Origin of the sequence: Escherichia sp. HH091_1A (assembly GCF_030295175.1) — a bacterium.
GTDB classification, from domain to species: Bacteria; Pseudomonadota; Gammaproteobacteria; order Enterobacterales; family Enterobacteriaceae; genus Escherichia; species Escherichia coli_F.
Window position 1 is genome coordinate 470,877 of sequence record NZ_AP025747.1, and the last position, 26,849, is coordinate 497,725.

The following is a 26,849-nucleotide window of genomic DNA, read 5'->3' on the forward strand; positions in this document are numbered from 1 at the left end:
AAGTAATGTCGCGCGTCAATCATCTATCTTCGCTTTCGTTGTTGGCGGTTCTGGTTTTAGCAGGATGTAGTAGTCAGGCTCCGCAACCGTTGAAAAAGGGCGAAAAAGCGATAGATGTGGCGAGCGTCGTGCGGCAGAAGATGCCCGCGAGCGTGAAAGACCGCGATGCCTGGGCGAAAGATCTTGCCACCACGTTTGAAAGTCAGGGGCTGGCACCGACGCTGGAAAATGTCTGCTCGGTGCTGGCGGTGGCGCAGCAGGAGTCAAATTATCAGGCAGATCCGCCCGTTCCGGGCTTAAGCAAGATAGCATGGCAAGAGATTGACCGTCGTGCCGAACGGATGCACATCCCTGCTTTTCTGGTTCATACCGCGCTAAAAATCAAATCGCCAAACGGCAAAAGTTATAGTGAGCGGTTAGATTCTGTGCGTACAGAAAAGCAATTAAGCGCGATTTTTGACGATTTGATCAGCATGGTGCCAATGGGGCAGACGCTGTTTGGTTCGCTTAATCCGGTACGTACCGGTGGACCGATGCAGGTCAGCATTGCGTTTGCCGAACAGCATACCAAAGGGTATCCGTGGAAAATGGACGGTACAGTCCGTCAGGAAGTCTTCAGTCGCCGCGGCGGATTGTGGTTCGGTACTTACCATTTACTGAATTATCCCGCCAGTTATAGCGCGCCGATATACCGTTTTGCCGATTTTAACGCTGGCTGGTACGCCAGCCGTAATGCCGCTTTTCAGAACGCGGTCAGTAAGGCCACTGGCATAAAGCTGGCGCTGGACGGTGATTTAATTCGTTACGACAGTAAAGAACCTGGGAAAACAGAGCTGGCAACGCGCAAACTGGCAGGCAAACTGGGGATGAGCGACAGCGAAATTCGACGTCAGTTAGAGAAAGGGGACAGCTTCTCTTTTGAGGAGACGGCGCTGTACAAGAAAGTTTATCAACTTGCCGAAGCGAAAACGGGTAGATCACTACCCCGCGAAATGTTGCCCGGCATCCAACTGGAAAGCCCGAAAATTACCCGCAATCTGACTACGGCCTGGTTTGCGAAGCGCGTAGACGAACGGCGGGCGCGTTGTATGAAACAGTAAGCAAAAGGGAACGCCAGGCCAGATAAGGCATTTTAGGCCGCATCTGGCAACCTACTCTTACTGGCGGCGATGTCGCCAGTGCAGCCATAGCGCCACCACTGCAAAAATGAAGCAGCCAATTAAAAATGGGATCAGCCCGAAAATGGTACCGACACCTAAACCAATTTCCACCCGTGGGCGGCCTGTTTCCTGAGCCTGCATTAAACGCTCATAGACGCCGGGCGCATGCACTAACAGGTTCAGCAATTGCGCCCCAGCCCAAAAGCAAAACAGTACAAACAACGCATAGGCAATGTTGCCAGGCGTAGAAGAGGCATTGTGATATTTTCCGCTAAACAGCGATTTTGACAGGGTGAAATCAGCCATAAAAACCTCCGGAAGTCATCTGCTTCTCTTCTGGTGTCATACCAGCGGCTTATGGCAAGTCTGACAGGTCATTAAGATTGTCAATATCAGAATCATGGTAAATTGATGTTGGGAATATTCCCGAAGCGGGAATATTTGTCACGAGTCACAAAACGGTAACTTTAAGTTAAATTTTTTAACGATACGGGAAATGCTGTCTACCCCACAGACGTAAGTTATCGATTATGCGAAGATGTTATTTTTCGTTAACGGAGCTGCCATGAGTCTGCCTGTAAAAATTCGCCGTGACTGGCACTACTATGCGTTCGCCATTGGCCTGATATTCATTCTTAATGGCGTGGTGGGGTTACTGGGATTTGAAGCAAAAGGTTGGCAGACCTATGCCGTTGGTCTGGTGACGTGGGTGATTAGTTTCTGGCTCGCGGGGCTGATTATTCGTCGTCGCGATGAAGAAACTGAAAACGCTTAATAACAGAGGATTGGGCGTTCTGGGGGCTGACAAAGTGCTCGTTGTTTTTGCCGGATGCGGCGCGAACGCCTTATCCTGCCTACAAAATCAGTATATTGCAATTATCTTGTAGGCCTGATAAGCAAAGCGCATCAGGCAATCTTACAGTCTTAAATGCCCAATAACAGTTATTGGGCATTTAAAAATTACATTGTGGTTTTCAATGCGTTATCCGCAGCGTGACGCTCCAGCGCCAACTCGATCAGACGTGTGATCAGGTCGGTGTAACCCAAACCGCTGGCTTGCCACAGCTTCGGATACATACTGATGTTGGTGAAGCCTGGCAGTGTGTTGATCTCGTTGATTACCACTTCGTTCTCTGGGGTTAAAAACACGTCTACACGCGCCATGCCTGCGCAACCCAACGTTTGATAAGCCTGAACGGCAATTGCCCGGATCTTATCGTTAATTTCAGGCGTAATGGCTGCCGGAACCACCACTTTCGCGCCATCTTCGTCAATGTACTTGGTGTCGTAGGCATAGAAATCGCTGGTTAGTACGATCTCGCCACAGGTACTGGCTTGCGGATTGTCGTTGCCCAGAACCGCGCATTCGATCTCACGACCTTTGATCCCTTGCTCAACGATCACTTTATGATCGAACTCGAACGCCAGATCGACGGCAATTGCGTACTCTTCTTCACTGGTTACTTTGCTGACACCAACAGAAGAGCCTTGGTTAGCGGGTTTTACAAACAGCGGTAACCCCAGTTTTGACTTCACTTCGGCAAAACTGATGTTTTGACGATTGGTGCGTGTCAGGGTAATAAATGGCGCAATGTTCAGCCCGGCATCGCGTAGCAGACGTTTGGTGACATCTTTATCCATACAGGCTGCTGAAGCCAGAACATCAGAACCTACAAATGGTAAATTGGCGACCCGCAGCATTCCCTGCAAGGAACCATCTTCGCCCAGCGTACCGTGGACAATCGGGAAAATGACATCCACCGTCGGCAACGGCTGACCGTTTTGCGCGTCGATAAGCTGATGCTCATGTTTACCTGGCACCTGCGCAAGGCTGGTCGCCGAAGGGCGCAACGCAATATGGGCAGGATCGTCTGCATTTAGCAGATAATTGTTGGCATCGCTGACGTGCCATTGCCCTTGTTTATCAATGCCCAGCAGCACAACGTCGAAGCGACTTTTATCAATGGCATCGACAATGTTTTTTGCCGATTGCAAAGACACTTCATGTTCCGCTGATTTACCACCAAAAACGATTCCTACCCGCAGTTTTTCCATCTTGAAAACCTATCCCGTCTAACACAAAGTGCATACATTACCACGACAAAACGGGGGATTCGCGGCCTTCTGACAGAATGTTGCAATCTTCTACTGACAAAGTGTGCAACGTACTGGTGAAGAAAGTGCGTTATCTCAAAGATGTGCGCAAGATCACAAAAATGATGAACGGGAAGCTAATTTATTCCTGGTTTAAATGGCCATGCAGTGAGTTTTTTTCTCTTAATTATAAGTTAGCAAAGAGAATATATTTCATAACTTTTACTTATAATAAAGGTTGATAATTAAAAACCTATACTTTGTATGGTTACTTATTTAAATAAGAGAAACGTTTCGCTGATAAATATGGAAAAAATATTTGCGCAAAGTATTTCATTCGTCATAAAAATACTACCTCCAGACACTATGAAGTTGTGAAGCATAATGTTAACTTCTCCATACTTTGGATAAGGAAATACAGACATGAAAAATCTCATTGCTGAGTTGTTATTTAAGCTTGCCCAAAAAGAAGAAGAGTCGAAAGAACTGTGCGCGCAGGTAGAAGCACTGGAGATTATCGTCACTGCAATGCTTCGTAATATGGCGCAAAATGACCAACAGCGGTTGATTGATCAGGTAGAGGGGGCGCTTTACGAGGTAAAGCCCGATGCCAGCATTCCTGACGACGATACGGAGCTGCTGCGCGATTATGTAAAGAAGTTATTGAAGCATCCTCGTCAGTAAAAAGGTAATCTTTTCAACAGCTGTCATAAAGCTGTCACGGCTGAGACTTATAGTCGCTTTGTTTTTATTTTTTAATGTATTTGTACATGGAGAAAATAAAGTGAAACAAAGCACTATTGCACTGGCACTCTTACCGTTACTGTTTACCCCTGTGACAAAAGCCCGGACACCAGAAATGCCTATTCTGGAAAACCGGGCTGCTCAGGGCGATATTACTGCACCCGGCGGTGCTCGCCGCTTAACGGGTGATCAGAGCGCCGCTCTGCGTGATTCTCTTAGCGATAAGCCTGCAAAAAATATTATTTTGCTGATTGGCGATGGGATGGGGGATTCGGAAATTACTGCCGCACGTAATTATGCCGAAGGTGCGGGCGGCTTTTTTAAAGGTATTGATGCCTTACCGCTTACCGGGCAATACACTCACTATGCGCTGAATAAAAAAACCGGCAAACCGGACTACGTTACCGACTCGGCTGCATCAGCAACTGCCTGGTCAACCGGTGTCAAAACCTATAATGGCGCATTGGGTGTCGATATTCATGAAAAAGATCAACCAACGATTCTGGAAATGGCAAAAGCCGCAGGGCTGGCGACCGGTAACGTTTCTACCGCAGAGTTGCAGGATGCCACTCCCGCCGCGTTGGTGGCGCATGTGACTTCGCGCAAATGCTACGGTCCGAGCGCGACCAGTGAAAAATGTCCGGGTAACGCGCTGGAAAAAGGTGGAAAAGGATCGATTACCGAACAGCTGCTTAACGCCCGTGCCGATGTTACGCTTGGCGGCGGCGCAAAAACCTTTGCGGAAACGGCAACCGCTGGTGAATGGCAGGGAAAAACGCTGCGTGAACAGGCGCAGGTGCGTGGTTATCAGTTAGTGAACGATGCTGCCTCGCTGAACGCAGTGACGGAAGCGAACCAGCAAAAACCCCTGCTAGGACTGTTTGCTGACGGCAATATGCCAGTGCGCTGGCAAGGACCGAAAGCAACGTACCACGGCAATATCGACAAGCCCGCAGTTACCTGTACGCCTAATCCGCAACGTAATGACAGCGTACCGACCCTGGCGCAGATGACTGATAAAGCCATTGAATTGTTGAGTAAAAATGAGAAAGGCTTTTTCCTGCAAGTTGAAGGTGCATCAATCGATAAACAGGATCACGCTGCGAATCCTTGTGGGCAAATTGGCGAGACGGTCGATCTCGACGAAGCCGTACAACGGGCGCTGGAATTCGCTAAAAAGGATGGCAACACGCTGGTCATAGTCACCGCTGATCACGCCCACGCCAGCCAGATTGTCGCGCCGGACACCAAAGCGCCGGGCCTCACCCAGGCGCTAAATACCAAAGATGGCGCGGTGATGGTAATGAGCTACGGGAACTCCGAAGAGGATTCACAAGAGCATACCGGCAGTCAGCTGCGTATTGCGGCTTATGGCCCGCATGCCGCCAATGTCGTTGGACTGACTGACCAGACCGATCTCTTCTACACGATGAAAGCCGCCCTGGGGCTGAAATAAAACCGCGCCCGGCGGTGAATTTTCGCTGCCGGGTGGTTTTTTTGCGGTTAGCAACCAGACTTAATGGCAGATCACGGGCGCAAACGCTCATGGTTAAAACATGAAGAGGGATGGTGCTATGAAAATAACATTACTGGTTACCTTGCTTTTCGGACTGGTTTTTTTAACCACCGTCGGCGCTGCCGAGAGAACCTTAACCCCGCAACAACAGCGTATGACCTCCTGTAATCAGCAGGCGACGGCGCAGGCGTTGAAAGGGGATGCTCGTAAGACCTACATGAGTGATTGCCTGAAGAACAGCAAGTCTGCGCCTGGTGAAAAAAGTTTGACGCCACAGCAGCAAAAGATGCGCGAATGTAATAATCAAGCAACGCAACAATCTCTGAAAGGTGATGATCGTAATAAGTTTATGAGCGCCTGCCTCAAGAAAGCCGCCTGATACCTGATAGTGCTAACGGGTGAGCTACGAAAATGGCTCACCCGAAATTTCATACTTCTGCCTTTAGCCCCGTCTCTATAATTTGGGAAAATTGTTTCTGAATGTTCCCAAAAATAATGAATGATGAAAACTTTTTCAAAAAAGCGGCGGCGCATGGGGAGGAACCTCCTTTAACTCCTCAAAACGAACATCAGCGGTCCGGGCTGCGCTTCGCCCGTCGCGTTAGACTACCCCGCGCGGTTGGCCTGGCTGGCATGTTCTTACCGATTGCTTCAACGCTGGTTTCGCACCCACCGCCGGGCTGGTGGTGGCTGGTGTTGGTCGGCTGGGCGTTCGTCTGGCCGCATTTAGCCTGGCAGATTGCGAGTAGGGCTGTCGATCCGCTTAGCCGGGAAATTTATAACTTAAAAACCGATGCAGTATTAGCGGGAATGTGGGTAGGCGTAATGGGCGTAAACGTGCTGCCTTCCACCGCGATGTTGATGATTATGTGTCTGAATTTGATGGGGGCAGGCGGCCCCCGTCTGTTTGTCGCGGGTCTGGTGTTGATGGTGGTTTCCTGCCTTGTCACCCTCGAACTGACGGGTATCACCGTGTTGTTCAATAGTGCGCCGCTGGAATGGTGGCTCTCCCTTCCCATTATCGTCATTTATCCTCTGCTGTTTGGCTGGGTCAGCTACCAGACGGCGACTAAACTGGCGGAACATAAACGCAGGTTGCAGGTCATGAGTACCCGCGACGGTATGACGGGCGTGTATAACCGACGTCATTGGGAAACTATGTTACGCAATGAATTTGATAACTGTCGGCGGCATAACCGCGATGCGACATTACTGATTATCGATATCGACCATTTCAAGAGCATCAACGATACCTGGGGCCATGATGTGGGCGATGAAGCGATTGTGGCGCTTACCCGACAATTACAAATTACCCTGCGCGGTAGCGATGTGATTGGTCGGTTTGGTGGCGATGAGTTTGCGGTGATCATGTCCGGTACGCCAGCTGAGAGCGCCATTACCGCCATGTTACGGGTACATGAAGGGCTAAATACGTTACGTTTGCCGAATACACCGCAGGTGATGTTACGGATTAGTGTGGGTGTCGCGCCGCTGAATCCACAAATGAGTCACTATCGGGAGTGGTTGAAATCGGCAGATTTGGCGCTCTACAAAGCAAAGAAAGCCGGACGTAACCGCACCGAAGTGGCGGCCTGACGTCCGGCGAAAGTCATCAGGATTTGCTGAGTTTTTCTGATTTTTCCATACACTTCGTCATCGCTTCGATCACTGCGGCACGGAAGCCTTTCTCTTCCAGTACGCGTACCGCTTCAATAGTAGTGCCTCCTGGTGAGCAGACCATATCTTTCAGTGCGCCCGGATGTTCTCCCGTTTCAAGTACCATTTTCGCGGAACCCATTACCGCCTGAGCGGCAAATTTATACGCCTGGGCGCGTGGCATCCCGCCCAGCACGGCGGCGTCGGCCATCGCTTCGATAAACATAAAGACGTAGGCTGGCGAAGAACCGCTCACACCGACCACCGGGTGGATCATCGGCTCGGCAATTACTTCCGCTTCGCCAAAGCAGCGGAAAATATTCAGCACATCAGCGGTATCTTCTGGGGTTACCAGCGCGTTTGGCGTTACGGAGGTCATCCCGGCATTAACCAGTGCGGGAGTGTTCGGCATGGCGCGGATAATTTTCCGGTCATGGCCCAGCGCGCGGGCAAGCTGGTCGAGCGTGACACCTGCTGCAATAGAAACGACCAGAGAGTCTTTATTCAGGCTGGAGGTGATTTCGCTAAGCACTTTAATCATGATGCCTGGTTTAACGGCGGCAAAAATGATGTCGGCGATTTGCGCCACTTCTTGCGCCGATTCTGCGGCGTTGATGCCGAACTGGTCATGCAGGGCGGCGACTTTATCCGGGGAGGGGGTATATACCCAGATTTGCCCTGGAAGCACCTGACCGCTGGCAATCAGACCGCCGAGAATGGCTTTTCCCATATTGCCGCAGCCAATAAAACCGATTTTCTTTTCCATTGCCTCACTCCTGCCGTGAAATTCATTGTTTTGATAATCGCTGGCAGAAGCATAAACAGAACTATGCCGGAAGGCAAAAGCGCGACACAATAGAGAATTACCCAACAAAGGATGACTTTATGACAATTTGGGTGGATGCCGACGCGTGTCCCAATGTAATTAAAGAGATTTTGTATCGCGCGGCTGAACGTATGCAGATGCCGCTGGTGCTGGTAGCAAACCAGAGTTTACGCGTACCGCCTTCGCGATTTATTCGAACGCTGCGCGTCGCGGCAGGTTTCGACGTTGCCGATAACGAAATTGTCCGGCAGTGTGAAGCTGGCGATTTGGTGATCACCGCAGATATTCCTTTGGCTGCTGAAGCCATCGAGAAAGGCGCTGCGGCGCTTAATCCACGCGGCGAACGTTACACACCAGCGACCATTCGTGAGCGCCTGACGATGCGCGATTTTATGGATACCTTACGCGCCAGTGGGATCCAGACCGGGGGACCAGATAGCCTTTCACAACGTGACCGCCAGGCCTTTGCCGCGGAGCTGGAGAAGTGGTGGCTGGAAGTGCAACGTAGTCGTGGCTGAATGTAATTTATTATTTACACTTCATTCTTGAAAATTTATTGGTATAGTAAGGGATGTATTAAAATTTTCACTTTAAGTGGAATTTTTTCTTTACAATCGAAATTGTACTAGTTTGATGGTATGATCGCTATTCTCATGACACCGGCTTTCGCCGCATTGCGACCTATTGGGGAAAACCCACGATGACACAACCTCTTTTTCTGATCGGGCCTCGGGGCTGTGGTAAAACAACGGTCGGAATGGCCCTTGCCGATTCGCTTAACCGTCGATTTGTCGATACCGACCAGTGGTTGCAATCACAGCTCAATATGACGGTCGCGGAGATCGTCGAAAGGGAAGAGTGGGCGGGATTCCGCGCCAGAGAAACGGCGGCGTTGGAAGCGGTAACTGCGCCATCCACCGTTATCGCCACGGGCGGCGGCATTATCCTGACGGAATTTAATCGTCACTTTATGCAAAATAACGGGATCGTGGTTTATTTGTGTGCGCCAGTATCAGTCCTGGTTAACCGACTGCAAGCTGCACCGGAAGAAGATTTACGGCCAACCTTAACGGGGAAACCGCTGAGCGAAGAAGTTCAGGAAGTGCTGGAAGAACGCGATGCGCTATATCGCGAAGTTGCGCATATTATCATCGACGCAACAAACGAACCCAGCCAGGTGATTTCTGAAATTCGCAGCGCCCTGGCACAGACGATCAATTGTTGATTTTCGAGCGCCTATACTTAACGTTCATCCCGTGAAATAAGGAAGAACGATGCCAACGAAACCGCCTTATCCTCGTGAAGCATATATAGTGACGATTGAAAAAGGAAAGCCAGGACAGACGGTAACCTGGTACCAACTCAGAGCCGATCATCCTAAACCAGACTCGTTGATCAGTGAACATCCGACCGCTCAGGAAGCGATGGATTCGAAAAAACGCTATGAGGACCCTGACAAAGAGTGACCGCATCAGACTGCTCGGAAGGGATTCTGAGTGCCACCACAAGGGATCTGCGTCACATTTTTCACAATTCATGTTTTTCAAATAATTAGAATATTAAACAATAACAATCCATTACTGGAATCATTTGGAATCTTTACATTATGCCGTGCAGGTCTGCTGCTACGCTTTTTGTCATTTGTAGCACAGGTAAGTGTCGGCAGTGGTGCTTAGCGCTTGCCCGGTAATTAACGACGAAATAAAAGTAAGGTGGAAGAACAATGAGTGCGTCGTTGGCGATCCTGACCATCGGCATTGTACCTATGCAGGAAGTTTTGCCGCTCCTGACAGAATACATTGACGAAGATAATATTTCCCATCATAGCCTGCTGGGGAAGTTAAGCCGCGAAGAAGTGATGGCGGAGTACGCGCCAGAAGCAGGCGAAGACACAATTCTCACATTATTAAATGACAACCAGCTGGCCCATGTTTCGCGTCGCAAAGTGGAGCGAGACCTGCAAGGTGTGGTTGAAGTGCTCGATAATCAGGGTTACGACGTCATTATATTAATGAGTACGGCAAACATTAGTAGTATGACCGCGCGTAATACGATCTTTCTTGAGCCGTCGCGAATATTGCCACCGCTGGTTTCCTCTATTGTTGAAGATCATCAGGTGGGGGTTATCGTACCGGTTGAAGAGCTACTGACCGTTCAGGCGCAAAAATGGCAAATTTTGCAGAAACCGCCAGTATTTTCATTGGGTAACCCCATTCATGATTCGGAACAAAAAATCATTGATGCCGGGAAAGAATTACTGGCAAAAGGCGCAGATGTCATCATGCTGGATTGTTTGGGATTTAACCAGCGTCATCGCGATTTACTGCAAAAACAGCTCGATGTTCCTGTCTTGCTCTCTAACGTATTGATTGCAAGGCTGGCAGCGGAATTGCTGGTGTAATTTTGCGTGACAGCCAGCGCCTCTGGCCCCTATAGTGAAGTAGATGTTCAACTACCAGACAGGGCCAGTTTATGCTTCAAAGTAATGAGTACTTTTCCGGCAAAGTGAAATCGATCGGCTTTTCCAGCAGCAGCACTGGTCGCGCCAGCGTGGATGTTATGGTTGAAGGCGAATACACCTTCAGCACCGCTGAGCCTGAAGAGATGACGGTAATCAGTGGTGCGCTGAATGTGTTACTGCCTGACGCGACCGACTGGCAAGTGTATGAAGCCGGTTCGGTGTTTAATGTTCCCGGTCACAGCGAGTTTCATCTGCAAGTTGCCGAACCCACCTCTTATCTGTGCCGCTATCTGTAATTCCTCGCCTTCCCCATGAACGGGAGGGCATTTTTCTGAAATATCCTCTCTTTAACCCATAATAATATTCCCTTTGCTGCGATTTTTTCGATTTCCGATATATTCATAATTCATCAAGGTTGATATAAATATCAGTGAAGATTATGAATGGAATTAATATATTGGTCATCTGTATGGTCGTGTTTTTTATGACTGGCAATGCATGTGCCACAGAGTGGATCAGTAGCGAGGACCTTATCACCTCTGACTTTCATCTTATGACGGCAGACGAGCGTAACGTGGTTAAAGCGGCAACCAACGATAGTATGGAAGCTGCTTATATGCTGAAAGATAATATCCGTTGGTATTATCATAATGGTGACCTATCATTACCCGCTAACTTCAGCAATCAAAATAAACTGGTGGTGAACGGTAATTTAACGATTTCCGGCGATTATGATGATTATCTGTCAGGTAATGGTCATCTGATTGTATTAGGTAATGTTATTGTCGACAACTTTATTAATCATGATTTCGCGTATGTCAAAGGGCAGATGACAGCGAAAGGTTTGGTTTATGCTGATTATAATGATCACAACTTTGAAGTGATGAAAGGAATTAGCGCGCGAGGCATTATTGTTTCCGATAAAGCAACGCAATTTGAGGTCATCAAAGCTGAGTTTTATATCAATGAAGATGAAAGCGGTGAAGAATATAACTGGGACGAGAATATTCAAAAAGCCTATTCACTGGTGACGCCTAATCTTTATGATCATAGTGAAATCGAAACCGATAATATTTCCAATGCGTATCCTGACTATGATAGCGTCGTAGACAATATCGTTCAGGGTTTACCTCTTTTTCGAGATAAAGCTGCTCCTGAAATTAATGAGAAATTAAAATGGATTGAAACGGGGAAACTCGATAATTTCCTTGCGGATAAAATAAAGCATGAAGATCCACTGGTGGCACGTTTTCTGACTCATATAGAGCGTTTGTCAACCGCCGTTATGCTGCAACTGTTACAGCACCCCGATGACCAGACGCGTGAATCGATGGCGCAGTCCTGGCCCGCTCAACAGATGCATTTGCTTACCGACGAAATAATTAAAGATGAAGCTGTTGCCAGAGGACTGGTTAAAAACAGCAATATATCCGCCGAAGTGAATAAAAAATTAATGTCTGTACCCGTCGAGAGCATACAGCTGGAGCAGGCCAGACAGGATAATCTTTCTCCTGATATTGTTGTGTCGTTAAGTCAAAGCCCTTTTCTCAGTGTGCGCAAGACATTAATCAGCCATTACGATTACGCCTGGCTGGTTCCAACTGCAGTGGTCGATGAATTGATAAATAGCGAAGATCCGGAGTTACGCGAAAGAATTACCGGAGCCGATTTAACCGCACAACAAGCGGTGTTGTTGAGTAAAGATAAATCGCTGAAAGTTCGTCAAGCATTAGCCCGGACGCTTACTGAACTAAAAATCACCCAACTGTCAGCGACCCTGAGGACAGAGGATGTTGAACGTATCGCAGAACAAATGTATCTGGATAATAAAGAAAATAAAAATATCGTGAAGGCGTTATTGGTCGCTTTGCCGGAGTCGCGTCAACTGACTTTGGCAAAAGAAGATGTGCACAATTTACGTGACGGCATGCGTTATCTGACCTCGAAGGAAGTGATTAGTTATCTGCTGAATCAGCATGACATTCCCAGCATTTGGTATGAGCTGGCACGCGATAAATTGTTACCTCTGGAGTATAAGAAACAATTATGGCAACACACCTTAAAATTAATGATGAGTAAACGGCAAGAAGATCAAGAGCAAGCCTACGAAGTACAGCTGGCGCTGATTGATAATTGTATTATTGACGAAGAGATGCTTAATAATGCTATCGATTTACTGGTTTATTTACCTGCTGAATACCGCTATCGGATGCGAAACCAGTTATTTGATAATAAAGATTTACCCTCCGGAATTATCAACAAACTCGATCAACAGTATCGTTTTAACTCCGACTGGGCGTTGTCTGTTGTCAGTATGAAAAATAGCACCCGTAGACAAAGTGAAAGAGGATTACTCCGCTGGAATCATGAGGAAAGCGATATTTTTGCGGAGCTGGATACGATAAAAGATAAATCAGATGATGAATGGTGGTGCGGATTGCTGAAAAGTCACAATGATCATTTGCGGCAGACGGCGTTGCACAATGTACATACCCCAGCCTCTTTGTTAACGACATTGACTGAGTCACAGGATCGGGCGCTGGCTATTAATAATTCACAGTTGGCTGCCGATGTGAAAACGGCGTGGTTAAAAGAGGATCCATCATTAATCTTATTTGTCGATCAGCCCGATCTTTCGCAGTTACGTGATTTAGTGAAAACCGGGGCAACGCGGCAAATTCGCAGTGAAGCGCGTAACCGGCTTGAGGAAAAACAATGACACAACGCCCCTGGAGCAAGTTACAGCGGGAGATTTATGACTTACTGACGCCAACGATCAACCTGCAAATTCACTGTACCCGTTATCCCATGCGCAGCCAAAATGGTGGAAGCACCGATTTACCGCGTTATTGGATCACGTTGGATAAAGACGTGATCTGGGATTACCCAAAAGACTTTATGGCAGGCAATGGTGGAGTGCGTAATTTTCATGGTGAAACTTGCTGGTATCCTTATCTGACGGATATTTGTTCAATTTCTGATTTATTGCGTGAATATATTGATACCCCAAAAGCGGAGCTGTTAACGAAACAATTTACCAGCGATAAATGGGGGTTAGTGAATATTCTGCGTGCCGCTGACAGGCGAATAGGGATGAGACGGTTGGATCAGTTACGGCGTAAAACGCATAATATTGCTGCGCTAAAAATTATTGCCCGCCGTAGCGAATGATTATATGCCTGGTGTGGATTCGTACGCCGGATAAGACGCCGCAGGCGTCGCATCCGGCATTAAAGGCAAATCAGCAATTAACGTTGTGCTTCGCCACCTAATCCTTCGATCAGGTTTTGGATTAATGCGGCTAGTTCACCGGTCATCAGGATGAAATCGGCATCAAAACGTTGGGCAAAATCTTCACGGTCGATATCTTCGTTTTGATCGCGCAGCTCGTCGCAAAACTTCAGACGCTTGAGTGAACCATCGTCGCACATCACAAACTGAATGCGCTGCTGCCAGTCGAGCGCCAGTTTAGTCACCACTTTTCCTGCTTCAATGTGGTTGGTGATTTCTTCGCTGGTCAAATCTTGTTTCTTCGCGCGGATCACGCCGCCATCTTCCAGCAACGATTTCAGTTCGGCTTCATCAAGCAGCTGGAAGCCTTGTGCCGCACTACCAGAGCGTACCCATTCGGTCTGCGTCAGTTCAATCGGGTTTTCCATGCTCAATGGTACAACCGGTAACGACCCCAGGCTTTTACGCAGTAATGCCAGCGTATCTTCTGCTTTTTTGGCACTGGCGCAGTCCACCATAATCAAACCGTTTACCGTGTCGATCCACATCATGGTTTGGCTGAAACGGCTGAAAGCGCGCGGCAGAAGAGAGTGCAGCACTTCATCTTTCAGCGAATCTTTTTCGGTTTTCTTCAGCTTGCGCGCCTGTTCCGCTTCCAGCTTGGCGATTTTTGCTTCCAGCGCCTGTTTAATCACCGGAGACGGGAGGATTTTTTCTTCTTTGCGTGCGCAGATAACAATTTGACCATTGGCAACGTGCGTTAACGCATCGCTGTGCGATCCCATCGGAGGAACCCAGCCCATCTTCGCCATGTCCTGGCTGCCGCATGGGGTAAATGCCATCGAGGCTAGCTGTTTTTCCATCTCTTCTGCACGCAGCGAAATCTCGCGGCTAAGACGGTAAACCATTAAATTTTTGAACCACAGCATGATAATTTCCACGGCCTTGTCGTTAAATTTAGCGGGCATGATAACGAATTGTCGGCGGCCTTGCATTGCCAATCCGGTTGTCCGTCTCTACGCTATTGATATTGAAAAAAATAAGGAGAGTACCGTGCGTATAGGTATCGATTTAGGCGGCACTAAAACTGAAGTGATTGCACTGGGCGATGCAGGGGAGCAGTTGTATCGTCATCGTCTGCCCACGCCGCGTGATGATTACCATCAGACCATCGAAACGATCGCCACGTTGGTTGATATGGCGGAGCAGGCGACAGGGCAGCGCGGAACGGTAGGCATGGGCATTCCAGGCTCGATTTCGCCTTACACTGGCGTGGTGAAAAATGCCAATTCAACCTGGCTTAACGGTCAGCCATTTGATAAAGATTTAAGCGCGCGGTTGCAACGGGAAGTGCGGTTGGCAAATGACGCCAACTGTCTGGCGGTCTCGGAAGCGGTAGATGGCGCAGCAGCGGGAGCGCAGACGGTATTTGCCGTGATTATCGGCACGGGATGCGGCGCGGGCGTAGCGTTCAATGGTCGAGCGCATATCGGCGGCAATGGCACGGCAGGCGAGTGGGGACACAATCCGCTACCGTGGATGGACGAAGATGAACTGCGTTATCGCGAGGAAGTCCCTTGTTATTGCGGTAAACAAGGTTGTATTGAAACCTTTATTTCGGGTACGGGATTTGCGACGGATTATCATCGTTTGAGCGGACATGCGCTGAAAGGTAGTGAAATTATCCGCCTTGTTGAAGAAAGCGATCCGGTAGCGGAGTTGGCATTGCGTCGTTACGAGCTGCGGCTGGCAAAATCGCTGGCACACGTAGTGAATATTCTCGATCCGGATGTGATTGTGTTGGGGGGCGGGATGAGCAATGTAGATCGTTTATATCAAACGGTTCCGCAGTTGATTAAACAATTTGTCTTCGGCGGCGAATGTGAAACGCCGGTGCGTAAGGCGAAACATGGTGATTCCAGCGGCGTACGCGGCGCTGCATGGTTATGGTCACAAGAATAAAAAACGTAGACAATTGGTGCATCATGCCTGATGCGACGCTTGCCGCGTCTTATCAGGCCTACAAAATGAGCAGCTCGCGTAGGTCGGATAAGACGCTCGCGCCGCATCCGACAACAAGCAGTGACTGCAACCTATCCCACTGGTTTCGCCAGCACCGGACTATCCGCCGCTTGCTGGCGCTTATAGCGACCATACAGCAGCAACGACGACATCGCAGCAAACGAAAGCAGGGCGGCAGGCAGCGCCACGTAATTATAAGTCAGCCCCAGCGTCAGCATCATACCTCCGCAATATGCGCCGACCGCGCTACCGAGGTTAAACGCTATTTGCCCACCTGCGGCACCTAATAATTCTCCACCTTTGGCATTTTGCAGTAACAATATTTGCAGTGGTGCTGAAAGGGCAAATAATCCCGCGCAACAAATAAAAGCAAAAATAAGCGACGTTGTTTTCATGCCGCCGAAGAAAAAGAGCATCAGCAATGCCAGCACAATAATGAAATCAGTCACTGCCGCAATGCGTAGTGGTGAATAACGTCCTGAAATCCGGCCACTTAGCACATTCCCCAACACCATCCCCAGCCCAACTAACATCATAATAAAGGTCATCGCCGTTTCCGAAAAACCGGAAATAAACATCATGTATGGCTTTACGTAGCTGAACCAGGCAAATACACCCGCGTTGCCAAACATCGTGGCAGCGAAAATTAACCACGGGGCCGGGCTGCGCAAAAAGTGAAATTGTTCGCGCAGCTTTCCTTTCGCCTCGTCGCGAATATCCGGCACCCAAAAATAGACCGATGCCATCACCGCGATATTAAACACAGAGATCAATAAAAAGGTGTAACGCCAGATAAACTCCTGACTTAAATACGTCCCCAGCGGAATGCCCAGCAAATTGGCAACTGTCATCCCCGAAACCATCCCCGCCACGGCGGCGGTGACTTTGCCGGGTTTGATAATTTTCGATAACACAATCGCCCCGACGCCAAAAAAAGCGCCATGCGGAAAGCCGGAAACCAGCCGACCAAGGGCGAGCATCAGGTAAGACGAAGAGAGCGTGAACATGGCATTGCCAATAACGCACAACGCCACCAGAAACAACAAGATATGTTTGAGCGAGTAGCGGCTGGAAAAGAGTGCGATGATTGGTGCACCGACCACCACCCCCAGCGCATAATACGAGATCATATGCCCGGCGGCAGGAATCGAAATACCTACGTTATGTGCCAGCTCCGTAAGCACGCCCATAATGCCAAATTCGGCCATTCCCAAACCAAACGTGCCCAGAGCCAAAGATAAAATAACTTTTTTCATACCACCATCACAACCACCAGAACGGCTACCAATCACCGTAGCCAATAAAGTGATAGCTTGCAGGATAACGGCCAGCGAGGCCAAGAGATAATTCGCCCCTCTGTATTCATTATCCTGCTGAATAGTTATTTCACTGCAAACGCACTTTCCAGTTTGCTGTATCCCAGGCCGTTGATCTTTTTCACTTTGATCTGCACCGGAATACGCTCTTTCATCGCTTCAACGTGGCTAATCACACCGATGGTTTTGCCGCTGGCGTTCAGGGCATCCAGCGCATCAAGGGCGGTATCCAGCGTTTCGCTATCCAGCGTGCCGAAACCTTCATCGAGGAACAGCGAGTCAATACGCGTTTTATGGCTGATCAGATCCGAAAGTGCCAGGGCCAGCGCCAGACTGACGAGAAAACTTTCGCCGCCAGAAAGCGTACGGGTATCGCGTACCGCGTCTGCCTGCCAGGTATCGACAACCTCGACTTCCAGCGCCTCGCTGGCTTTGCGCTGTAACAGATAGCGCCCATGCAGGCGAGTCAGTTGCTGATTAGCGAGATGGACTAAATTATCCAGCGTCAGCCCTTGGGCGAACTTACGGAATTTATCGCCCTCTTTGGAACCTATTAGCGAATTCAGATATCCCCAGTCCTCAACCTGCTGCGTCATTTGAGCAATTTGCTGCATTAAGGTTTGTTGTTGCTGACGGTTTTCCGCATCCTGTTTCAGCTGTTGACGAATCTCGCCCTGACTCGTGGTGTTTTCACGCAACTTTTGGTGAGTTTGCGCTAACTCTTGTTTAATCTGTTCCATCGTCATAGTGAGATCTAACCCGTCAGGTCGGTGATGCTGATGCTGTACCAGCGTTTCTGCTGTCTGAGCGGTCAACGTTTGCGCCTGACGGCGCTGGTTTTCCAGATTCTGTTTGAGCTGTTCCAGTTGCGTTAGTGTTTGTTCATCCATCAGTGCTGCAAGGAACGCCTGTTGATCGTCAAAGACGCTGGCCTGTAGCGCGGTGTCAAACTGCGCCTGGGCTTTTTGCAGACTTTGTGTCGCCAGAACGCCTTGCTGCTGCAACGTTTGCTGCTGGCTTTGTAACGCGAGACATTGTTCATGAATTTGCCGCCAGTTTTCCAGTGCCACTGTTTCTTCGCTGTGCGGTAACTCATCACCTTGCGGTAACGTATCCAGAATCGGCGTCAGTTGCTGAATACGGTTTTGCAGCGTGGTTAATTCGTTCTGACGCTGTTGCCAGCTCTGCGCTTCTTGCTGACGTGTTGCTAACCAGCTCTCTTCTTCATTTTCCTGTGGCAATGCCAGCGCGTTACTCGCTAATGCCGCAGAGAGTTGCAGCTGGCGTTGTTCAATTTGCTGTTGATACTGGATAATTTGTTGATTATGCGCAGCAATCTGCCCTTGTAATTCATGTCGTTGGCTGAGTAACCGCAACTGGCGTTCATGTTCATCTTGTGCATCCAGCCACGGTTGAATGTCGTCCTGTGGCTGCAAGGTGATATTGAGGCTGGCTGTGACAGCTCGCCACTGTTGAGTAAGTGCTTGCTCATCTTGTCGGAGGCTTTGCGCTTCGTTCTCATCACGCTGAAGCTGCTTCGTTAAGGCGTCCAGTTGCCCACGTAGCGCCGCACCTTCTTCACCGAGCTTTTTCACTTCGTTTTCCAGCGTTAATAGCCGGGCCTGATTAACGCCCGGTTCCAGCGCCTGATACGCCTCGACCGCCGGGTGGCTGGTGGAACCACAAAGTGGGCAAGGCTGACCTGCCTGTAACTGCGCACGTTGAGCTTCCAGCGTTTTGATGCGCGCTTCCTGCTCGCAAATGGTTTTCACATCGGCAAGTTGTTGCGTTTTTTCTTTATAACGCTGGCGCATTTCGTTAAGTGCGGCGTTACGTTGCGTCTGTTCCTGCGTGACATTCTGGATAGCGACCTGTAATTGCGCCAGGCGTTTTTGTTGGGGAACAATCTGCCCATGCAGCGCGACCAGGCGCTGACGCAGCGTGCGTTGCTCAGCATGTTGCGCCAGGGCGCTAGCAACTTCATCGGCGCTTAACGTCAACGAGATCGCCGGAAGTGAATTAAGTTTTTGCTCTGCATGGGTTAACTGTTGCTGCCACTGCCGCAGATGCTCGCGTTCGCTGGTTTGTTGAGAGAATTGCGCACGCCAACCCGCCAGTTCGTTGTTCCACTGACGGAAGCGGTCGTGTTCCTGTAACCAGGCATTCAGGCTTTGTTGCTGCTGCTGTAATTCTGCAGACTGCTTCGCCGCGTGGTGGCGAATGCTCGCACGAAGCGCCATTGTGCGCTGTAAGCGAGTATTTACTTCTTCAATCTGCTGGCGAGTATGCGCCAGTGCCGCAGTGTGTTCTGCGATGCGTTCCCAGTGCGGACGAAGATTTCGCGCCGGTTGTGCCAGACTGAGCGCCGCCAGTTGAGGTTGCGCTTTTTCTTCTTCGGCTAACGCCTGTTGCAATGCCTGCTGACGGCGGCTGGCTTCTTGCTGCAATTCGTCCAGACGCGTTAACCAGTTTAACGATTGTTGTTCTTGCTGCTGCGCGGCGAGTAACTGTTTCTCTTCGTCAGTGAGTACCTGCAAACTTTCTGTCAGCGATTGCACTTGTTCTGGCGCTAATAACGCGACGCCGCTGGCCTGCGCTTGCAGTTTCTCCAGCTCAGTGCGGGCCGATTTGTGCTGCTCAAAGACCATCGCAGAGATTTGCCCGTAGATTTCGGTGCCGGTTAATTCCTCGAGCAATTCCGCGCGTTCTTTTGGTTTGGCATTCAGGAAGGCAGCAAATTGCCCCTGCGAAAGCAGCATCGAACGGGTGAAACGCCCGTAATCCAGTCCGGTTAACGTCGCCGTCAGTTCCAGCTTATCTTTCACTTTGTCAGCGAGAATTTTGCCATCGGTACAGCGCGCCAGCTCTACGCGCGGCACCTGCAAATTACCGTCTGGCTGGTTACGCGCCCGATTCTGGCTCCAGAATGCACGGTACGCTTCACCTTTGACTTCAAACTCCACTTCCGCCAGACATTCGGCGGTATCGCGGGTCATTAGATCATTTTGCGATTGTGAAACGTTAGAAAGGCGCGGAGTTTCGTGATACAGCGCCAGGCAAATGGCATCCAGCAGGGTGGTTTTCCCCGCGCCGGTTGGGCCGGTAATCGCAAACAGCCCATTGCTGGCGAACGGCTCGCGGGTGAAATCAATCTTCCATTCGCCTTTTAACGAGTTCAGGTTTTTCAGGCGCAGGCTGAGAATTTTCATGCTTCGTGTTCTCCGGCGAGGGTCTGCAGCGTCGTGGTGAAAAGATGTTGCAGACGTTGCTGCTGTGATTCATCCAGTTCTTCCAGTGCGAGACGACGATTAAACACCTCTTCGACGCTGAGTTCGCTGAGGGTTTCACGCTGTTGGCTGGCTAACACACGCTCGCGCTGTTCACGGCTGCGGCGTACCAGCAATACTTCGACAGGCAGTGATTCAGTTAATGCCTGGATTTTGCGCTGAATATCATGCAGATACTCATCAGTAATGATTTCGATATCCAGCCAGACAGGTGGTTCCTGTGATACATCGCGCCACTGTTCCAGCTGTTCGGTAATCGACGCCAGATCGCCTTTCAGTACCGCCATCGGTTGCGTTATCGGCACGCTCAGGTTTTCCACGCTCTCTAATTTGCCGTTTGAAAATGTCACCAGATGGACATATTTACTTTTTTCGCATTCATCAAAACTCAGTGGAATGGGGGAACCGCAATAGCGAACATGTTCCATGCCGCCAATAATCTGTGCGCGGTGAATATGCCCGAGCGCGATGTAGTCGGCTGGCGGAAAGTTTTGTGCCGGGAAGGCGTCCAGCGTGCCAATATAAATGTCACGCACGGCGTCACTTTTGCTGGCACCAACGGTCGTTAAATGCCCCGTGGCGATGATGGGCAGAGGCTGATCGCCGCGCAGTTTGCAGGCATCGGCATAATGTTGTTGGTAATAATCGGTAATAGCCGCCAGCAAATGTTGTTGTTTTTCAATACCGTTAAGCCCCGCCTGGCTGGTAATAATGTCACGCGGGCGTAAAAAAGGAATGGGGCACAGCACTGCGCCTGGCGTCCCGTCGCGACGAGGCAAGATTTGCGGCGCATGTCCGGCGCTGGCGACCACGGTAGTATTGAGGAACGCCATGATATCGCGCGATTCATTCAGCGTGGCGACCGAGTCATGGTTTCCTGCCAGTACCACCAGATGACAGCCCGTTTGCTGTAAATTGACAACAAAACGGTTGTATAACGTGCGGGCGTAACTGGGCGGTGATCCGGTATCGAAAACATCACCGGCAACAATAATCGCATCCACCTGATGGGTTTGCACTGTTTCCAGCAGCCAGTCAAGAAAGGCCTGGTGTTCAGCTTCGCGGCTTTTACTGTAGAAGTTCTGGCCGAGATGCCAGTCTGAGGTGTGAAGGATGCGCATAACGATTCCCTGGCGAAAAAGCATGGGCGCGATTATACCCAAACAGATGTGCCATTTGCTTTTTTCTGCGCCACGGAAATCAACTACCTGAAGATATGTGCGACGTGCTTTTCATAAATCTGTCATAAATCTGACGCATAATGACGTCGCATTAATGATCGCAACCTATTTATTACAACAGGGCAAATCATGGCGAGACGTATTCTGGTCGTAGAAGATGAAGCTCCAATTCGCGAAATGGTCTGCTTCGTGCTCGAACAAAATGGCTTTCAGCCGGTCGAAGCGGAAGATTATGACAGTGCTGTGAATCAACTGAATGAACCCTGGCCGGATTTAATTCTCCTTGACTGGATGTTACCTGGCGGCTCCGGTATCCAGTTCATCAAACACCTCAAGCGCGAGTCGATGACCCGAGATATTCCAGTGGTGATGCTGACCGCCAGAGGGGAAGAAGAAGATCGCGTGCGCGGCCTTGAAACCGGTGCGGATGACTATATCACCAAGCCGTTTTCGCCGAAGGAACTGGTGGCGCGAATCAAAGCGGTAATGCGCCGTATTTCGCCAATGGCGGTGGAAGAGGTGATCGAGATGCAGGGGCTCAGTCTCGACCCGACATCTCACCGGGTGATGGCGGGCGAAGAACCGCTGGAGATGGGGCCGACAGAATTTAAACTGCTGCACTTTTTTATGACACATCCCGAGCGCGTGTACAGCCGCGAGCAGCTGTTAAACCACGTCTGGGGAACCAACGTATATGTGGAAGACCGCACGGTCGATGTTCACATTCGTCGCCTGCGTAAGGCACTGGAGCCCGGCGGACATGACCGCATGGTGCAGACCGTACGCGGTACAGGATATCGTTTTTCAACCCGCTTTTAACGCCTTGCTCATCGGACGCAGAGCAGGGCTTATGATTTCTTAACTGGAGTATCTTACGTGCTGGAACGGCTGTCGTGGAAAAGGCTGGTGCTGGAGCTGCTACTTTGCTGCCTCCCGGCTTTCATCCTGGGTGCATTTTTTGGTTACCTGCCTTGGTTTTTGCTGGCATCGGTAACAGGACTGCTTATCTGGCATTTTTGGAATTTATTGCGCCTTTCATGGTGGCTGTGGGTGGATCGCAGTATGACCCCGCCTCCGGGGCGTGGTAGCTGGGAACCGCTGCTATACGGCTTACACCAGATGCAGCTGCGTAATAAAAAACGTCGCCGCGAACTGGGCAATCTGATTAAACGCTTTCGTAGCGGCGCGGAGTCGCTGCCTGATGCGGTGGTGCTGACCACGGAAGAGGGCGGTATTTTCTGGTGTAATGGTCTGGCGCAACAAATTCTTGGTTTGCGCTGGCCGGAAGATAATGGGCAGAACATCCTTAATCTGCTGCGTTATCCGGAGTTTACGCAATATCTGAAAACGCGTGATTTTTCTCGCCCGCTCAATCTGGTGCTCAATACCGGGCGGCATCTGGAAATTCGCGTCATGCCTTATACCCACAAACAGTTGCTGATGGTGGCGCGTGATGTCACGCAAATGCATCAACTGGAAGGGGCGCGGCGTAACTTTTTTGCCAACGTGAGCCATGAGTTGCGTACGCCATTGACAGTGTTACAGGGTTACCTGGAGATGATGGATGAGCAACCACTGCAAGGTGCGGTACGTGAAAAAGCGTTGCACACCATGCGCGAGCAGACCCAGCGGATGGAAGGGCTGGTGAAGCAGTTACTGACGCTGTCAAAAATAGAAGCCGCGCCAACGCAGTTGCTTAATGAAAAGGTTGATGTGCCGATGATGCTGCGGGTCGTTGAGCGTGAGGCCCAGACTCTGAGCCAGCAGAGACAGACATTTACCTTTGAAATAGATAACGACCTCAAGGTGTCTGGCAACGAAGACCAACTTCGCAGCGCGATTTCTAACCTGGTTTATAACGCCGTGAATCATACGCCGGAAGGTACGCATATCACCGTACGCTGGCAGCGAGTGCCGCACGGTGCCGAATTTAGCGTTGAAGATAATGGACCGGGCATCGCACCGGAGCATATTCCGCGCCTGACCGAGCGTTTTTATCGCGTTGATAAAGCACGTTCCCGACAAACTGGCGGTAGCGGATTAGGGTTAGCGATCGTGAAACATGCGGTGAATCATCACGAAAGTCGCCTGCATATTGAGAGTACGGTGGGAAAAGGTACGCGTTTCAGTTTTGTTATCCCGGAACGTTTAATTGCCAAAAACAGCGAATAATCCGCCTTTGTCATCTTTTATTGCCATAAGCCAGCTGATGCTGGCTTATTTTCTTTGCAGTCAAAATACGGGCGTTAGATTTTACAACGGCTGGTGATTTTTTGTTCGCATGATTAGCCATGTCTTTTTCACGGAAATAGTGTTTTATACTGGTTGGTGATTTCTTATCGCTATATACCTCTGGTTTTTAGATCCCTTCTTGCTTTAAAACGTTATAAGCGTTTAAATTGCGCTTCAGGTGCTGTCATACTGACTGCATTCACGCGGTAAATCGAAAAACTATTCTTCGCCGCGCCTGGTTGGGAGTATTTCCCGCTAAAATTGTTTAAATATACCGCTGTATCATCCCCAGGGATTGGCACAAAAATTTAACGTTACAACACCACATCCACAGGCAGTATGATTTATGACCCATCAATTAAGATCGCGCGATATCATCGCTCTGGGCTTTATGACATTTGCGTTGTTCGTCGGCGCAGGTAACATCATTTTCCCTCCAATGGTCGGCTTGCAGGCAGGCGAACACGTCTGGACTGCGGCATTCGGCTTCCTCATTACTGCCGTTGGCCTGCCGGTATTAACGGTGGTGGCGCTGGCGAAAGTTGGCGGTGGTGTTGACAGCCTCAGCACGCCAATTGGTAAAGTCGCTGGCGTACTGCTGGCAACGGTTTGCTACCTGGCTGTAGGGCCGTTGTTCGCCACGCCGCGTACAGCCACCGTCTCCTTTGAAGTGGGCATTGCGCCCCTGACGGGTGACTCCGCGCTGCCGCTGTTTATCTACAGCCTGGTCTATTTCGCTATCGTTATTCTGGTTTCGCTCTATCCGGGCAAACTGCTGGATACCGTCGGTAACTTCCTGGCACCGCTGAAAATTATCGCGCTGGTCATCCTGTCTGTTGCGGCAATTGTCTGGCCAGCGGGCTCTATCAGCACGGCGACTGAGGCTTATCAAAACGCCGCGTTTTCTAACGGCTTCGTTAATGGCTATCTGACCATGGATACGCTGGGCGCGATGGTGTTTGGTATCGTTATTGTTAATGCGGCGCGTTCTCGCGGCGTTACCGAAGCGCGTCTGCTGACCCGTTATACCGTCTGGGCTGGCCTGATGGCGGGTGTCGGTCTGACTCTGCTGTACCTGGCGCTGTTCCGTCTGGGTTCAGACAGCGCGTCGCTGGTCGATCAGTCTGCAAACGGTGCGGCTATTCTGCATGCTTACGTTCAGCACACCTTTGGCGGCGGTGGTAGCTTCCTGCTGGCGGCGTTAATCTTTATCGCCTGCCTGGTCACGGCGGTTGGCCTGACCTGTGCTTGTGCAGAATTCTTTGCTCAGTACGTACCGCTCTCCTATCGTACGCTGGTGTTCATCCTCGGCGGCTTCTCGATGGTGGTGTCTAACCTCGGCTTGAGCCAGCTGATTCAGATCTCCGTACCGGTGCTGACCGCTATTTATCCGCCGTGTATCGCACTGGTTGTATTAAGTTTTACACGCTCATGGTGGCATAATTCGTCCCGCGTGATTGCTCCGCCGATGTTTATCAGCCTGCTTTTTGGTATTCTCGACGGGATCAAAGCATCTGCATTCAGCGATATCTTACCGTCCTGGGCGCAGCGTTTACCGCTGGCCGAACAAGGTCTTGCGTGGTTAATGCCAACAGTGGTGATGGTGGTTCTGGCCATTATTTGGGATCGCGCGGCAGGTCGTCAGGTGACCTCCAGCGCTCACTAAATCACTGAATATTTGTTTTAACCACGGGGCTGCGATGCCCCGTGGTTTTTTATTTTGTTGATGGGTTAGGAATTGATGGAAAGTAAGAACAAGCTAAAGCGTGGGCTAAGTACCCGACACATACGCTTTATGGCACTGGGTTCAGCAATTGGCACCGGGTTGTTTTACGGTTCGGCAGACGCCATCAAAATGGCCGGTCCGAGCGTGTTGTTGGCCTATATTATCGGTGGTATCGCGGCGTATATCATTATGCGTGCGCTGGGGGAAATGTCGGTACATAACCCGGCAGCCAGCTCTTTCTCGCGCTATGCGCAGGAAAACCTCGGTCCACTGGCAGGTTATATCACTGGCTGGACCTACTGCTTTGAAATCCTTATTGTCGCCATCGCCGATGTGACCGCTTTCGGTATCTATATGGGCGTCTGGTTCCCGACGGTGCCGCACTGGATTTGGGTACTGAGCGTAGTGCTGATTATCTGCGCCGTAAACCTGATGAGCGTGAAGGTATTTGGTGAGCTTGAGTTCTGGTTCTCGTTCTTTAAAGTCGCCACCATCATCATCATGATTGTCGCCGGTTTCGGCATCATCATCTGGGGGATTGGCAACGGCGGGCAACCGACCGGTATCCATAATCTTTGGAGCAACGGCGGCTTCTTCAGTAACGGCTGGCTTGGCATGGTGATGTCGCTGCAAATGGTAATGTTTGCTTACGGTGGGATCGAAATTATCGGGATTACCGCCGGGGAAGCGAAAGATCCGGAAAAATCGATTCCGCGTGCGATTAACTCCGTGCCGATGCGTATTCTGGTGTTCTACGTCGGTACGCTGTTCGTCATTATGTCTATCTATCCGTGGAATCAGGTTGGCACTGCCGGTAGCCCGTTTGTGCTGACGTTCCAGCATATGGGCATTACTTTTGCCGCCAGCATTCTTAACTTTGTTGTGCTGACCGCTTCGCTGTCAGCAATTAACAGTGACGTATTTGGCGTAGGTCGTATGCTTCACGGCATGGCAGAGCAGGGTAGCGCGCCGAAAATTTTCAGCAAAACCTCGCGTCGCGGTATTCCGTGGGTCACGGTGCTGGTGATGACTACCGCGCTATTGTTTGCGGTATATCTGAACTACATCATGCCGGAAAATGTCTTCCTGGTGATCGCTTCGCTGGCAACCTTCGCCACGGTGTGGGTATGGATTATGATCCTGCTGTCGCAAATTGCTTTCCGTCGCCGTTTGCCGCCAGAAGAAGTGAAGGCACTGAAATTTAAAGTACCAGGTGGGGTAGCAACGACCATCGGCGGTTTGATTTTCCTGCTCTTTATTATCGGATTGATTGGTTATCATCCGGACACACGTATCTCGCTGTACGTTGGTTTCGCGTGGATTGTTCTGCTGTTGATTGGTTGGATGTTTAAACGCCGCCACGATCGTCAGCTGGCTGAAAATCACTAATCACTGCG

Annotated in this window: 26 protein-coding genes; 19 read left to right on the forward strand and 7 right to left on the reverse strand. The window is 50.1% G+C overall.

All coding sequences use genetic code 11. The annotated features are described in order from the left end of the window. The first annotated feature begins 5 nt into the window (after positions 1-5). Positions 6-1,100 (forward strand): surface-exposed outer membrane lipoprotein YaiW, encoded by a 1,095-nt coding sequence (gene yaiW / locus QUF14_RS02190; RefSeq protein WP_000092052.1) that lies wholly within the window; start codon positions 6-8, stop codon positions 1,098-1,100. A gap of 57 nt (positions 1,101-1,157) precedes the next feature. On the opposite strand, the gene QUF14_RS02195 is transcribed toward yaiW, so the two are convergent. Beyond that, positions 1,158-1,466 (reverse strand): YaiY family protein, encoded by a 309-nt coding sequence (locus tag QUF14_RS02195; protein WP_000763141.1) that lies wholly within the window; start codon positions 1,464-1,466, stop codon positions 1,158-1,160. A gap of 259 nt (positions 1,467-1,725) precedes the next feature. On the opposite strand from QUF14_RS02195, the gene QUF14_RS02200 reads away from it, so the two are divergent. Beyond that, entirely contained in the window at positions 1,726-1,935 is a 210-nt protein-coding gene (locus QUF14_RS02200; RefSeq protein WP_000056899.1) for a DUF2754 domain-containing protein, read from the forward strand. Positions 1,936-2,120: 185 nt separating this feature from the next. On the opposite strand, the gene ddlA is transcribed toward QUF14_RS02200, so the two are convergent. Further along, positions 2,121-3,215 (reverse strand): D-alanine--D-alanine ligase, encoded by a 1,095-nt coding sequence (gene ddlA, locus QUF14_RS02205; protein WP_000413662.1) that lies wholly within the window; start codon positions 3,213-3,215, stop codon positions 2,121-2,123. A 77-nt stretch (positions 3,216-3,292) separates the two neighbouring features. Between ddlA and QUF14_RS02210 the strand changes: the two genes are divergently transcribed. The 5 genes from QUF14_RS02210 to adrA all read left to right on the forward strand — a co-directional run bounded on the left by QUF14_RS02210 (position 3,293) and on the right by adrA (position 7,110). Further along, positions 3,293-3,496: a hypothetical protein gene (locus QUF14_RS02210; protein WP_001353412.1), complete on the forward strand. Its 204-nt coding sequence runs from the start codon at positions 3,293-3,295 to the stop codon at positions 3,494-3,496. A 181-nt stretch (positions 3,497-3,677) separates the two neighbouring features. Beyond that, on the forward strand, positions 3,678-3,938 hold the full coding sequence (iraP, locus tag QUF14_RS02215) for an anti-adapter protein IraP (protein WP_000792970.1): 261 nt from the start codon (positions 3,678-3,680) through the stop codon (positions 3,936-3,938). A 100-nt stretch (positions 3,939-4,038) separates the two neighbouring features. Continuing rightward, positions 4,039-5,454 carry an alkaline phosphatase gene (gene phoA / locus QUF14_RS02220; protein ID WP_024211938.1) on the forward strand — a complete coding sequence of 472 codons (1,416 nt, stop codon included), beginning with the start codon at positions 4,039-4,041 and terminating at the stop codon, positions 5,452-5,454. 118 nt (positions 5,455-5,572) lie between these two features. Continuing rightward, positions 5,573-5,893: a phosphate starvation-inducible protein PsiF gene (psiF, locus tag QUF14_RS02225; protein ID WP_001295332.1), complete on the forward strand. Its 321-nt coding sequence runs from the start codon at positions 5,573-5,575 to the stop codon at positions 5,891-5,893. 101 nt (positions 5,894-5,994) lie between these two features. Continuing rightward, entirely contained in the window at positions 5,995-7,110 is a 1,116-nt protein-coding gene (gene adrA / locus QUF14_RS02230; RefSeq protein WP_000484040.1) for a diguanylate cyclase AdrA, read from the forward strand. Between the two features lie 16 nt (positions 7,111-7,126). Here adrA and proC read toward each other — a convergent pair whose 3' ends face one another. Further along, the gene (gene proC / locus QUF14_RS02235) at positions 7,127-7,936 is read right to left on the reverse strand and encodes a pyrroline-5-carboxylate reductase (RefSeq protein ID WP_001295331.1); all 810 of its coding nucleotides are present in this window, start codon (positions 7,934-7,936) and stop codon (positions 7,127-7,129) included. Between the two features lie 119 nt (positions 7,937-8,055). On the opposite strand from proC, the gene QUF14_RS02240 reads away from it, so the two are divergent. From QUF14_RS02240 to QUF14_RS02270, 7 genes are all read left to right on the forward strand, one after another. Next, on the forward strand, positions 8,056-8,514 hold the full coding sequence (locus QUF14_RS02240) for a YaiI/YqxD family protein (RefSeq protein WP_000158159.1): 459 nt from the start codon (positions 8,056-8,058) through the stop codon (positions 8,512-8,514). Between the two features lie 182 nt (positions 8,515-8,696). Continuing rightward, positions 8,697-9,221, forward strand: coding sequence for a shikimate kinase AroL (gene aroL / locus QUF14_RS02245; protein WP_000193393.1), 525 nt, complete (start codon positions 8,697-8,699; stop codon positions 9,219-9,221). A 49-nt stretch (positions 9,222-9,270) separates the two neighbouring features. Then, on the forward strand, positions 9,271-9,462 hold the full coding sequence (yaiA, locus tag QUF14_RS02250) for a protein YaiA (RefSeq protein WP_053264880.1): 192 nt from the start codon (positions 9,271-9,273) through the stop codon (positions 9,460-9,462). A 257-nt stretch (positions 9,463-9,719) separates the two neighbouring features. Continuing rightward, positions 9,720-10,397: an AroM family protein gene (locus QUF14_RS02255; protein WP_001276411.1), complete on the forward strand. Its 678-nt coding sequence runs from the start codon at positions 9,720-9,722 to the stop codon at positions 10,395-10,397. A 71-nt stretch (positions 10,398-10,468) separates the two neighbouring features. After that, positions 10,469-10,753 carry a pyrimidine/purine nucleoside phosphorylase gene (ppnP, locus tag QUF14_RS02260; RefSeq protein ID WP_100733719.1) on the forward strand — a complete coding sequence of 95 codons (285 nt, stop codon included), beginning with the start codon at positions 10,469-10,471 and terminating at the stop codon, positions 10,751-10,753. A gap of 143 nt (positions 10,754-10,896) precedes the next feature. Further along, on the forward strand, positions 10,897-13,176 hold the full coding sequence (locus QUF14_RS02265) for a DUF2773 domain-containing protein (protein WP_138983875.1): 2,280 nt from the start codon (positions 10,897-10,899) through the stop codon (positions 13,174-13,176). Next, positions 13,173-13,628 (forward strand): SF0329 family protein, encoded by a 456-nt coding sequence (locus QUF14_RS02270; protein ID WP_000194192.1) that lies wholly within the window; start codon positions 13,173-13,175, stop codon positions 13,626-13,628. Before QUF14_RS02265 ends, QUF14_RS02270 begins: the two co-directional genes overlap by 4 nt. 77 nt (positions 13,629-13,705) lie before the next feature. On the opposite strand, the gene rdgC is transcribed toward QUF14_RS02270, so the two are convergent. Beyond that, positions 13,706-14,617 carry a recombination-associated protein RdgC gene (gene rdgC / locus QUF14_RS02275; protein ID WP_024211939.1) on the reverse strand — a complete coding sequence of 304 codons (912 nt, stop codon included), beginning with the start codon at positions 14,615-14,617 and terminating at the stop codon, positions 13,706-13,708. A gap of 124 nt (positions 14,618-14,741) precedes the next feature. Here rdgC and mak point away from each other — a divergent pair, with 124 nt between their 5' ends. Continuing rightward, positions 14,742-15,650, forward strand: a complete 909-nt coding sequence (gene mak / locus QUF14_RS02280; protein ID WP_001219293.1) for a fructokinase — start codon at positions 14,742-14,744, stop codon at positions 15,648-15,650. Between the two features lie 131 nt (positions 15,651-15,781). Here the strand turns inward: mak and araJ are convergent, their stop codons facing one another. From araJ to sbcD, 3 genes are all read right to left on the reverse strand, one after another. Next, complete coding sequence (araJ, locus tag QUF14_RS02285; protein WP_024211940.1) at positions 15,782-16,966, reverse strand: MFS transporter AraJ; 1,185 nt, start codon at positions 16,964-16,966, stop codon at positions 15,782-15,784. Between the two features lie 125 nt (positions 16,967-17,091). Next, positions 17,092-20,235: an exonuclease subunit SbcC gene (gene sbcC, locus QUF14_RS02290; RefSeq protein ID WP_000698965.1), complete on the reverse strand. Its 3,144-nt coding sequence runs from the start codon at positions 20,233-20,235 to the stop codon at positions 17,092-17,094. Continuing rightward, a complete protein-coding gene (sbcD, locus tag QUF14_RS02295) occupies positions 20,232-21,434 on the reverse strand; it encodes an exonuclease subunit SbcD (RefSeq protein WP_100733720.1) in 1,203 nt (400 codons plus the stop codon). Before sbcD ends, sbcC begins: the two co-directional genes overlap by 4 nt. 189 nt (positions 21,435-21,623) lie before the next feature. Between sbcD and phoB the strand changes: the two genes are divergently transcribed. From phoB to proY, 4 genes are all read left to right on the forward strand, one after another. Then, positions 21,624-22,313 (forward strand): phosphate response regulator transcription factor PhoB, encoded by a 690-nt coding sequence (gene phoB, locus QUF14_RS02300; RefSeq protein WP_000113933.1) that lies wholly within the window; start codon positions 21,624-21,626, stop codon positions 22,311-22,313. A 57-nt stretch (positions 22,314-22,370) separates the two neighbouring features. Next, a complete protein-coding gene (phoR, locus tag QUF14_RS02305; RefSeq protein WP_000893620.1) occupies positions 22,371-23,666 on the forward strand; it encodes a phosphate regulon sensor histidine kinase PhoR in 1,296 nt (431 codons plus the stop codon). A gap of 406 nt (positions 23,667-24,072) precedes the next feature. Further along, entirely contained in the window at positions 24,073-25,392 is a 1,320-nt protein-coding gene (gene brnQ / locus QUF14_RS02310) for a branched-chain amino acid transporter carrier protein BrnQ (RefSeq protein ID WP_000149639.1), read from the forward strand. Positions 25,393-25,467: 75 nt separating this feature from the next. Beyond that, positions 25,468-26,841 (forward strand): proline-specific permease ProY, encoded by a 1,374-nt coding sequence (proY, locus tag QUF14_RS02315; RefSeq protein WP_001353407.1) that lies wholly within the window; start codon positions 25,468-25,470, stop codon positions 26,839-26,841. Positions 26,842-26,849: the final 8 nt, after the last annotated feature.